The sequence below is a fragment of the Streptomyces sp. ISL-99 genome, from assembly GCF_018614005.1.
GTDB classification, from domain to species: Bacteria; Actinomycetota; Actinomycetes; order Streptomycetales; family Streptomycetaceae; genus Streptomyces; species Streptomyces flavidovirens.
In genome coordinates, this window is record NZ_JAGGPC010000012.1 from 75,674 (window position 1) to 86,631 (window position 10,958).

The window sequence follows — 10,958 nt, forward strand, 5'->3', positions numbered from 1 at the left end:
CACCTACCGCGACTATGCTGGTACAGCATGGGGGCATCGATCAGTGAGACCAACTTCCGTACTGATCAAGAGAATTGGCGCGTCCGGCTGCGCATGGGCGACCCGCGCGGCCAGGTGCTCGGAGCCGGTGTGCTGCTCGGCGACGGACTCGTGCTGACCTGCGCCCATGTCATCAGGATCGCCGGAACCGACGACCACCAGCCGTTCGTGATCGTCGAGTTCCCCGGCTCCGGCGGCGGTAATCCGGCCGGTCTGCGCGCCACCGTCGTACCGAAACACTGGGTCCCCCGCGCCGACGACCACAGCGGCGATCTCGCACTCCTCCAGCTCGCCGGGCCGCCACCCGTCACCTCGCACGCCACCCTCCACCGGCTGCCGACCATCTGGAACCGCCGGGTCCACTTCGCCGGTTACCCCTCGCGCATCACCGGCGGCAAGTGGGCCGAGGCGCTGATCAAGGGCCCCGGCGGGCCCGGCGACGAGTGGGTGCAGATCGATCCGGTCACGGAAGCCGACACCCTCATGCGGCGCTTCAGCGGCGCCGGAGTCGTCGACAACCGCACCGGCCGCGTCATCGGGATCGTCGTCAGCAAGCTCGACTCCGAACGCGAGGGCGCGCACTACCGGCACGGTTACATGATCCCGACCGGCACGATCGTCAAGCACCTCGACCTCGTGCGCGAACGCTTCGTCAGCGGCCGGCCCCCGGTCCCGCCCACCCTCACGGCCGACCCCGCCACCCTCGCAGCCGGTCCGGCCACCCTCGCCGCCGGTCCCACCGCCCTCGACGGCAGTCTCGACGGCGGCCTCAACGGCGGTCCCGGCCGAGCCGCGGCCCTCACCACCAGCCCCGGCAGCCCCGCCCACCCAGGGCTCACCGACGAAACCCCGCGCCCCGCCCCCCGCCCCTTCCCCGACCGCGGATTCGCGCGCTGGCTCACCCGCTGGCTGGCGGGCGAGGAAGACCTGGCCGACGTGGAGATCACGTTCGTACGGGACGAGGACCAGGACGCCGCCCTCGCGCTGCGCACCACCCTCACCCTCGCCGACCGCGAGCGGTCCCCCCGCACCTCCATCGCGGCCTCCTGCCCCGACGACACCGGCACCGCCCCCCGCGCGGGCAGCCTCGACCTGGCCGTCGACGTCAGCGGCAAGACCCCCGCGCAGATCGCCCAGGAGATCGCCGAGGGCATGGCGCTCGACGGCCCCGGCCTGCTGCCGATGCCCGCGCGCATCGCGGCCGACGCCCTGCCGCTGACCACCGTGGCCCGCGGTGTGGACGACGCCCTGCAGCCGCTGGAGACGGTCGAGCTGCTGCACACGCTAGTACGGCGCGGCGGGCGCCTCCTGCTGGTCTTCCGGCAGCTCGAATCACCCGCCCTGGACCGTACGTACGAACTCCTCCTCGATCCCGCCCGCCCCCAGCGCTGGCTGGAGCGCGTCGGCCGCCGCATCGGCGCTCTCGCCCGTACGGAAGAACTCGCGCGGGAGTTACGCCGGCGAGCGGCCACCTGCGTCACTCCCCTCCCGCCCGTCCCCCGCTACGCCCCGGACCTGGAGCTCAAGGCGGCCCGCCTCGAAGCCGATCCGCGGCAGGGCACGACCGGCTTCCTCGTCAAGCTGTCGTACGTCGAACGGACCGCGGAGACCGCCCTTCTGGAGGCGGAGGCCGCCCACCGGGTGCTGACCCGCCAGCTCGCCCGCCACCAGGACCTGCGCGGCCTCCTCGACGGTCACCAGGCGCGCCTCGCCGCCCACGGCATCACCGAGGCGGCGGCCTCCCTGCACCAGGAGGCGCAGCGGCTGCTGACCGGCGGGCCGTGCGAGCTCAGGGTGGCGGAGGCGGCGGTCGACCGGTTCATACAGGAGGCCCGCAAGGCGCTCGCGACCGGCACGGAGGGGGACGAATGAGACCGTGTCCGCACCCCGGCTGCACCGGACAGGTCACCGAGACCGGGTTCTGCGATCTCACGGGCCTTCCCGTCGACGCCGGGGTGGAGACGGCGGTGGAGGCTGGGGCGGCGCCGCGAAGGGCCGCCGGCAGCGCCCAGTTCGTCCTGTCCGACGCGGGCGACCGCCTCATGGACCTCCCCGTCGTCGAGGTCCCCGACCCCGCCCTCCTCGTCGAGCCCGTCGAGGACCGGTCCTCCTCCCACGTCATGCGGTGCGGTAACCCCGACTGCGGGGAGCTCATCGGCGTCGTGACGTCCGAGGGACACTGCAGCTGCGGTACGCCGTACGCGCTCCAGCCCCAGCTCTCCCGCGACGACGTACTCGCCGACCAGTACCAGGTCGTCGGGCCCATCGCGCACGGCGGCCTCGGCTGGGTCTATCTCGCCGAGGACGCCCAGCTCTACAACCGGCCCGTCGCCCTCAAGGGCCTGCGCAACCCGCACAGTTCACTGGCCCGCGAGGTCGCGCTGCGCGAGCGGCGGCATCTCACCGACCTCAACCACAAGGACATCATCCGGGTCATCAACTACGCGACGCACCGCCCCACCGGCACCGACTACATCGTGATGGAGTTCGCCGGCGGCATGGCGCTGCACCAGATCGCCGAGCGGATCGCGCGCGACGAGGAACCGTTCGCCGGGCCGCGCGTGCACGAGTTCATCGTCAGTTACGGGATCCGGATTCTCGACGCGCTCGGATATCTGCACACGCACGAGCGCAAGGTGTACGGCGACATGAAGCCGGACAACGTCATGCACTGCGGCGACGGCATAAAGATCATCGACGTGGGCGGGGTGCGGGAGTTCGGCGCGCCAGGACCGTACACCGACCCCTACAGGGGCCCCGAGGTCGAGGAGGACGGCCGGGCGTACCCCCAGTCCGACCTCTACAGCGTCGGCAAGACCCTGCGCGAGCTCGCCGACTCCGCGCACCACCCGGCGCCCGGCCTCGGCGCCGAGTCGCTGCACCGCGCGCTCGCCCGCGCCACCGACGACGAGCCGCGCAAGCGGTTCGCCACGGCCGCCGAGATGTCACTCCAGCTGCGCGGTGTCATCCGCGAGCTGCGTTCCCTGCGGCTCGGTACGGAGACCTTCGAGCCGTCCCGTCTCTTCGACCCGGCGTCGGCCGCGCTCGACGGTGGTCTCGGCCAGGCCCCCGCCCTCGACACCTGGGCGTACGGCACCCACCGCCTCCCCCTCAACGCCGCCCGGCCGTCCCCCCACGAGGTCGCGGCGGGCCTGCCCGTGCCGAAGGCCGACCCCGACGACCCCCACGCGGCCTCCCTCGCCCGCATCTCGTACGACGCACCGGGCCTGCTGCAGCTCCTCGCGGACTGGAGGCCGTCGCCGGAGCTGCACCTCCTGCGCTGCCGCCTGCACCTGGGCCTGGCCCGCCGGGAGTTCGCCCGCCGTACCGGGGGGCGCGTCCACCACCACAAGCGGGCTCGCGCCGAACTCGCCCTCGCCACCGACCTGGTCGGCACCATGGCCCCGCACGACTGGCGCCTGCGCTGGCACACCGGGCTGCTGCACCTCGACGACGACCGGATCGCCGACGCCCGCGAGGAGTTCGACCTCGTCTACGACTCGCTCCCCGGCGAGTACGCCCCGAAGCTCGCCCTCGGCTACTGCCACGAACGGCTCGGCGCGCCGGACCGCGCCAGGGACTACTACGAGGCGGTGTGGCTGCGCAACCACTCCCTGGGCAGCGCGGCCTTCGGACTCGCGCGGATCCATCTCGCGCGGGAGGAGCGGGAGAAGGCCCTGGACATCCTGGAGCAGGTGCCCAAGGACTCGCGGCACCGCACCGCCGCGCGGACCGCGATCGTACGGATCCTGGCGGGCAGGCGGCCCCCGGACGGTTCGCCGCCGCCGCTGGATTCCATCGTCACCGCGCTCGCCCGCGTCACGCAGCTGCGGGAGGAGGAAGGGCTGACGGACCGGCACGCGGTACTGCGGCTGGAGACGCACATCAGGGAGGTCGTCCTCGACTGGGTCCGCGGGACGCCCGGCGGCCCGGACGTAGGCGGCAGTGCGCGGCGGCTGGAGCAACTGCGCGAACGCGTCCAGGACCAGGAACTCAGCGAGAACAGGCTGCGCGGACGCCTGGAGGAGGCGTACCGGAGCCTCTCCCAGCAGGCCGGCGACGTGCGGGCGCACGCGCTGCTCGACCTGGCCAACGGGATTCGGCCACTGCGCTGGACACACAAGGAGCACGCATGGCTCAGGACGGCACAGCAGATCCGAAAGACGAGAGACACACGGAAGGCGCCTCAGGAACCTCAGGAGCTTCAGCGGCGGGAACCGTCTCCCTCGAAGTGAGCCAGCAGCCCTACGTCTCGGTGGACCGCGGGGCCGAGGGCGGGACGCGCATGTGCGCGGTGGTGACCGTGACGGTGGACCTGGGCGCCGAACAGGACGGGGCGCCGCCCCCGTCGTCCCCGGCCAGGGCCGAGGTGCTGCTGCTCGACTGCTCCGCCTCCATGGGCTACCCGCGCGAGAAGCTGTGGGCCGCCCAGGACGCGGCGGCGGAGGCGGTACGCGCGCTGCCCGACGGCACGTACTTCGCGATCGTCGCCGGACGCCACACCGCGGAGCCGGTCTACCCCAGGGGCCCCCGCCAGTCGGCGTCTCTCGTACGTGCCGACGCCACCACCCGCAAGGAGGCCCAGGACGCCATCGAACGCCTCGTGCCGGGCGGCGGTACGGCGATCGGCAGCTGGCTCGAACTCGCCCGTGAGCTCTTCGGGCGCCGCCCCGGACCCGCCATCCGGCACGCGCTGCTGCTCAGCGACGGCCGTAACGAACACGAGCAGCCGGACGCGCTCGCCGCGGAACTCACCGCCTGCGCCGGGCGGTTCACCTGTGACGCGATCGGGATCGGCGAGGACTGGGACCCCGACGAGCTCCAGCTCGTCGCCGACCGCCTCGACGGCAGGGCCGACGCCGTACGCGACCTCGACGCGCTGCCCGGCGAGTTCCGCTCCGTCACCGCCGAGTCGGCGGGCCGGTACCTCACCGGCCTGCGGCTGCGCCTCACCCACCGCCCGGGCAGCGCCCCCCTGACCGTCCAGCAGGTCCACCCCACCCGCCGTGACCTGCTGCCCGAGCGCGTGACGGCCGGCGAGCGGTGCCTGGAGTTCCGTACGCCGCCGTGGGGTGACGAGACCCGCGAGTACCTGGTGTGCGTCGCCGCTTCCCGTACGCCGCAGGAGCCCGTCGACCGGGCACTGTGGCTGGCCGACCTGAAGGTGGTCCAGGAGCCGTCGCAGGACGGGGCCGCGCCGTCACCGCGGCTTCCGCCGGCCCGCCCCCTGCTGGTCCACTGGACCCGCCATCGCGACCTCTACAGCGCGTACGACCCCAAGGTGGCGCACTACGCCCACCACGACGCCCTCGTCCGCGGCCTCGAAGAGGGCCGCGCCGCCCAGCGCGCCGGTGACGAGCCGCGCGCCCGCGCCGCCTGGGGCGAGGCCGTGCGCCGGGCTCACGCGATGGGCAACGAGCCCATGCTGCAACGCCTCGGCGACGTCGTGCGGATCATCGACGCGGCGGCCGGTGAGGTGGAGGTACGCCCGGACATCCGGCCGCTCGACATCAAGTCGGCGATGGTGCTGCGCGCCCACAGCACGATGCTGCCGCAGCGGCGCAAGCCTCGGCGCGAGTCCCGGGACCCCGAGCCGCAGGCCACCGAGCCGCAGGCCACCGAGCCCCAGGACCGTGAGCCGCAGGGCCCCGAGTCCCAGGACCGCGAGTCATGAGACACCTGCCGCGCCAGTTCTGGCGTTCCGCCACCGGAGCCGACGGCGTCAGCACCGTCGGGTACCTGCGCCGTCAGCTCGTGTGGCTGGTCGCGCTGACCGTCGTCGGCGGGGGCGCGCTCTTCGGCGCGTACGACGAGGTCCACAGCGACTCGGTGGCGATCCGCGACCGCACCGGGCCCGCCGTCGTCGAACTGGCCAAGGCCCGCGCCTCCCTCCTGAAGGCCCACCTGACCGCCGACGACCACCTGGACTACCGGACCGCGAAGCACAAGCACCAATGGCCGGACATCCTGCCGCGTGGCGAGGAGTACCGGACCCAGGTCGCCGAGGCGAAGAGCAGCCTCGCGCGGGCCGCCGCCACCGGCGCCCTGAACCGCGAGGACCGGCAGACGCTGCGCATCGCGTCCGGGATCGTCGACAGCTACGTCCTGCGCATCGACGGGGCGCTGGCCCAGTCGAACCAGCCGAAGCTGAGCAGCGCCAACCTCGCGTACGCGCGCGGGATGATGTACGCCCGGGAGACCGGCATCCTCGCCCGGATCGCCGCGCTGCAGGCCCGGCAGAGCGCCGCGCTGGACCGCCAGGAGGACTGGGGCGCCGCGCCGCTCCTGGCCTGGCCGGTGGCGGTCGCGGCCTGTGTGCTGCTCGGCGTACGGCTGGTGGGCATCCAGGTGTTCCTGCGGCAGCGCTTCCGGCTGCGGCTGAGCATCCCGCTGGCGGCGGTGACGCTGCTGCTGGCGGCCGTTCCCGTGCTCGCTTTCGGGACGTGGCAGGCGCACGCGAGCCAGACCCGGATGCAGGAGGCGGCCGGCCCGCTGACACCGACCGGTTCCGCCGACGCGCAGGTGAAGGCCATCACCGACGCCGAGTCCGGCATGGAGAAGGCCGTGGGCGAGGGGAACACCGAGGTCTGGGCCCGCGGCACGGTGTTCATTCCGCTCGCGGCCGTGCTGATGGCGGGGGTCATCCTGTGGACGCTCCAGTCGCTGCTCGACGAGTACGCCGTTCCCCGGCGCCGCACGGGAGGCCCCCGGTGAACCGCCCGCGCCGCGCCCGCCGCCGGGCCACCCGGCTGCTGCTGACCCTCAGCCTCCTCGCGGGGCTCGCGCTGACCTCAGCCGCCTGCGCCGAGGAGCCGCCTCCGGTCGTGAGCGTGCTCGGTCCCTGGACCGGCGACGAGGAGGAGAGCTTCGAGAAGGTGCTCGACGAGTTCACGCTGAAGTCCGGGATCACGTACGACTACCAGGGAACGACGTCCTTGAGGGAGACGCTGCTCGCCCAGGTGCAGGCCGGATCGCCGCCCGACATCGCCATTCTGAACAGCCTCGGAGAGCTCACCGAATACGCGCACCAGGGTGTGCTCGTACCGCTTCCCGAGAAGGTCCGCGAGCGTTCCCCGCAGCCGTGGGCTCCCGAACTCACCGTACGCGGCCGCAAGAACACGTACTGGACCCCCGTCAAGGTCGACCTCAAAAGCGTGGTGTGGCACTACCCGGGCCGCTCGGCCCAACGGGGCGACTGGTGCGTCGGCATGGGTTCCGGGGCGACGTCGGGGTGGCCCGGCAGTGACTGGATCGAGGACATCCTGCTCCAGAAGTCCGGCCCGGCGGTCTACGAACAGTGGGCGACCGGCGAACTGCCGTGGGGCAGCCCGGAGGTCCGCGCGGCCTGGGAGACCTGGGGCCGGCTGCTCGGCGGCGGGAGGCAGGCCGACGCCGCTCTCAGCAACGACTACGACGGCAACGACCACAAGGGGCTGCTGAAACGGTCCGGTGACGGATGCCGGCGCGAGCACCAGGGCAGCTTCATCCGGCGGCTGTACGGCAAGGACATCACGTACGTCCCGACCTCGAAGGCCGTCGCCGGGCTCGACAACGAGCGCGGCGCGTACGAGGTCGCGGGCGACATGGCGGCGCTGTTCCGGGACACGGAGGGCGCGCGGGCGCTCCTCACCTTCCTCACCGGGGACCAGGCGCGCGCCACCTGGGCGAAGGCGGTGTCCGAGCGCAACCGGCCGTTCTTCCCCGTCTCCGTCGGGTCATACGGCGACGCCTGGGCGAACCGGGCGGTCAACGAGACGCTGACGGGCGCGAGGCGGCTGTGCGCGGACGCGTCGGACGCGATGCCGCCGGGGATACGGGACGCCTTCCACCGCGCCGTACTGGAGTTCCTCGCGGCGCCGGCGGACAAGAAGCTGCTGTCGGGCCTGCTCCAGCAGCTCGACGACGAGACGCTCCGGCACCGCGAACTGCTCACGCCCCGCGTCCCGTCGGTCTGCGCGGCGCCGCAGGGCGGGCTTTACGGCGCGGTCCAGTAGGGCGGGCGGGGGCGCCTTCCACCCCGTCGCGTGCCTACGTCCAGGACACCGACGGGGCGCGCACCGCCACGCTCACCGGCCCGAGCCGTTCCTTCACCGAGCCCGCGAGCACCAAGTCCCGCGTCGTCACCGACGACTGGGTCCGGCTGATGCCGGAGCCGTGGCGCAAGGGCGCCGAGCGGGAGCAGTGGTTCAAGGACTGGTTCAAGGAGTTCTTCGGCAGCAAGGAGGACGACCTCTTCGCGATCGCCTTCCAGTACGTCGACCAGGCGCCCGTGAAGAAGGACTCCGAGGGCATCGCCTACGCCGGTGACGCCAACTTCGGCCCCATCAACCCCGAAGGCACACCGGGCAACGACTACCGCCTGGAGGAGTCGGACTTCTACGACTACCTGGGCATCCCGTACACCTTCCGCAACGGCACCACGATGCAGCCCGAAGCGATACGCGCCCGTTCCATGGACTGCTCCGGCTTCATCCGTACCGTCCTCGGCTACCGTGCCCGCTTCCCGCTGATGGCGACCGACAAGCTGGGCGACGGCCTGCCGCGCACCGCCAATGGCATGGCCCGCAAGAAGCTCGGTACCGACGTCATCGAGCTGAAGGGGGTCGGCCCCGAGTCCCGGCCCAAGTCCATCGACGTACTGCAGCCCGGCGACCTGGTGTTCTTCAAGCTCGACGGGCGCACCAAGGACCGGATCGACCACGTCGGCATCTTCATGGGCCACGACACCGACGGGCACAAGATCTTCGTGTCGAGCCGCGAAGAGGTCAACGGCCCGACCATCGGCGACAAGGGCGGCACGTCGCGCCTGGACGGCAACGGCTACTACGCGAGCACCCTGCGCAGCGCCAAGCGCATCTAGGGCCTGGACCCCGGACGCCCCTGCGGGGCTCCGGGGTTCGCGGCTCAGCGCAGTTCCTCCGGGCAGGCCGTGCCCCTGGTCAGGCCGTACGGCGCCGCGAGCCGGTACACGCCGGGCCGCGGCGCCAGCAGTTGCGTCCACTCGTCGCCGGCCGCGTCCTCCTCCGCCTTCATCAGGCAGCCGTTCACGTTGGTGAACTCCCGCGTCGCCTCCCCTTCCCCGCGCAGCTTGGACTCGGGGGTCTCGACGGGCGGTTCGACCCGCTCGCCCTCGGCGTCGACCAGGCCGAGCCACGGGGAGTACGGGATACGGATCAGCACCCGGCCCGCGCTCTTCACCCGGATCGTCAGCTCGCCCGCGCCCGCACGGTCCACGGTCGCGGGCGGGTCGGCCAGCGGCGTCGGGTCGTCGACGCGGAAGAGCTGCCAGTTGGCGTCGGACCAGACCCGTTCCAGGTACGGCTGCCCGGCGCGTACGAGCTCGTACTCCTGCGTGGCGCCGGAGTCCGGTGCGCCGCCCGTCGGCAGGACGACGTAGTGCACGGCCCAGCGGTCCAGCCACTCCCGGTACGTGTCGGAGTGGAGCGTGTCGTCGTAGAAGAGCGGGTTGCGCTCCATGTCGGCCTGCCGGTTCCAGCCGCGCGCGAGATTGACGTACGGAGCGAGCGCCGAAGCCTCCCGGTGGCTGCTGGCCGGGACCACCTCGACCCGGCCCTTCTCCGCGCCGACCTCCTGCAACTGGTTGACCAGCGGCGCCAGCTCACGTGTCCAGGACGCCGCCGGAGCGGTACGGATGACGTCGTCGACGGTCTTGAAGCCGATCCAGACGTTGAAGCCGGTGAAGGCCACGACGAGGGCGTACCACTTGGCCGTGCGGGGCACGGCGAACGGCAGCGCGGCCAGGAGCACGACGCCGGCGAACACCATCGGGAGGCGCGACACGTTGCTGCCGATCTGAGAGTCGATCAGCCAGGTAAGCAGCACCCCGACGGAGTAGACGGCGGCTCCCGTGCGGACCGTCTTCCAGTCCCCGGGCACGAGCACGAGGACCAGTACGCCGAACAGGCACGGCAGCGAAGCCGTCGCGAAGGACATCGGCTGCGTACCGGAGAACGGGAACAGCCAGGAGGACAGGGCGACGACGAGGACCGGCGCCAGGCCGAGCGCGTAGGCGCCGGGGCGGCGCTTGTTGAGGAACAGCGCGGCCGCCACGACGCCGAGGAACAGGCCGGCGACCGGACTGCTCGCCGTGGCGAGCCCGGCCAGCGGGGCGGCGACGGCCGCCTTCGCCCACCGGTTGGCCGCCCAGCGGCGCGGCCAGCAGAACACCGCGGCGACCGCGCCGATCGCGAACATCATTCCGAGGCCGAAGGTGACACGGCCGGACAGGGCGTTGCAGAGGAAGGCGAAGACCCCGGCGAGCGCGCACCACATGGGGTTGCGGACCGCCTTGACGCGGACCAGGATCAGCGCGGTCAGGGCCGACGACACGGTGCCGACGATCATCATCGTCGTACGGACACCGAGGACCGACATCAGGTACGGCGAGACCACGCTGTACGACACCGGGTGCATCCCGCCGTACCAGGCGAGGTTGTACGCGGAGTCGGGGTGGCGGCCGACGAACTCGGCCCAGGCGTCCTGCGCGGCGAGGTCGCCGCCGCTGTTCGCGAAGCAGAAGAACCACACGACATGTGCCACCGCGGCGGCGGCCGTCGCGACCGTCACGGGGTGGCGCAGGGCGCGGCGCGGGCGGTCGTCGTCCTGCGCGGGCCGGCTGCCGGCCGACGCGCGCACCTGTGTGCGCGGTGCCTGCTGCGACTGCCGCGGATCTGGCTCCGCACCTGGGCGTATACCGACCTGTATACCGCTCCGCGCACCGGAGGCACGCCCGTTACTGCCGCCCTCGTGCCCGTGCCCGTCCAGGTTTCCGTCCCCGTCCCCGCCCTCGGCGCGCGTGGGCTCAGCGGTGGTCATTACGGCTCTCCCCGTCTCCCCCGGGTACCAACAGCCCCCGACATGCGCAAGGACGCCGTCCCCGCGCCCCGTAGTTGCCCGGA

General features: G+C 72.6%; 6 protein-coding genes and 1 pseudogene. 6 read left to right on the forward strand and 1 reads right to left on the reverse strand.

All coding sequences use genetic code 11. The features are described from left to right. Nucleotides 1-27 precede the first annotated feature (27 nt). The 6 genes and pseudogenes from J7E91_RS36675 to J7E91_RS07350 all read left to right on the forward strand — a co-directional run. Nucleotides 28-1,911 carry a serine protease gene (locus tag J7E91_RS36675; RefSeq protein WP_214900083.1) on the forward strand — a complete coding sequence of 628 codons (1,884 nt, stop codon included), beginning with the start codon at nt 28-30 and terminating at the stop codon, nt 1,909-1,911. Further along, nucleotides 1,908-4,274, forward strand: coding sequence for a tetratricopeptide repeat protein (locus J7E91_RS07335; protein ID WP_214900090.1), 2,367 nt, complete (start codon nt 1,908-1,910; stop codon nt 4,272-4,274). The genes J7E91_RS36675 and J7E91_RS07335 overlap by 4 nt, the downstream gene beginning before the upstream one ends. Beyond that, nucleotides 4,271-5,713, forward strand: a complete 1,443-nt coding sequence (locus tag J7E91_RS07340; RefSeq protein WP_214900097.1) for a VWA domain-containing protein — start codon at nt 4,271-4,273, stop codon at nt 5,711-5,713. Before J7E91_RS07335 ends, J7E91_RS07340 begins: the two co-directional genes overlap by 4 nt. After that, nucleotides 5,710-6,753, forward strand: a complete 1,044-nt coding sequence (locus J7E91_RS35735; protein WP_251015304.1) for a hypothetical protein — start codon at nt 5,710-5,712, stop codon at nt 6,751-6,753. The genes J7E91_RS07340 and J7E91_RS35735 overlap by 4 nt, the downstream gene beginning before the upstream one ends. Continuing rightward, nucleotides 6,750-8,033 carry an extracellular solute-binding protein gene (locus J7E91_RS35740; RefSeq protein WP_308376150.1) on the forward strand — a complete coding sequence of 428 codons (1,284 nt, stop codon included), beginning with the start codon at nt 6,750-6,752 and terminating at the stop codon, nt 8,031-8,033. The genes J7E91_RS35735 and J7E91_RS35740 overlap by 4 nt, the downstream gene beginning before the upstream one ends. Before the next feature lie 47 nt (nt 8,034-8,080). After that, a pseudogene (locus tag J7E91_RS07350) lies at nt 8,081-8,899 on the forward strand (C40 family peptidase); the annotation flags it as partial. Nucleotides 8,900-8,943: 44 nt separating this feature from the next. On the opposite strand, the gene J7E91_RS07355 reads toward J7E91_RS07350, so the two are convergent. After that, nucleotides 8,944-10,875: an MFS transporter gene (locus tag J7E91_RS07355; RefSeq protein ID WP_251015305.1), complete on the reverse strand. Its 1,932-nt coding sequence runs from the start codon at nt 10,873-10,875 to the stop codon at nt 8,944-8,946. Nucleotides 10,876-10,958: the final 83 nt, after the last annotated feature.

Excerpts from the sequence above, each read along its gene's own strand:
- J7E91_RS36675 (WP_214900083.1), top strand. The coding sequence starts at position 28 with ATGGGGGCATCGATCAGTGAGACCAACTTCCGTACTGATCAAGAGAAT.
- J7E91_RS07335 (WP_214900090.1), top strand. The coding sequence starts at position 1,908 with ATGAGACCGTGTCCGCACCCCGGCTGCACCGGACAGGTCACCGAGACC.
- J7E91_RS35735 (WP_251015304.1), top strand. The coding sequence starts at position 5,710 with ATGAGACACCTGCCGCGCCAGTTCTGGCGTTCCGCCACCGGAGCCGAC.
- J7E91_RS07355 (WP_251015305.1), bottom strand. The coding sequence starts at position 10,875 with ATGACCACCGCTGAGCCCACGCGCGCCGAGGGCGGGGACGGGGACGGA.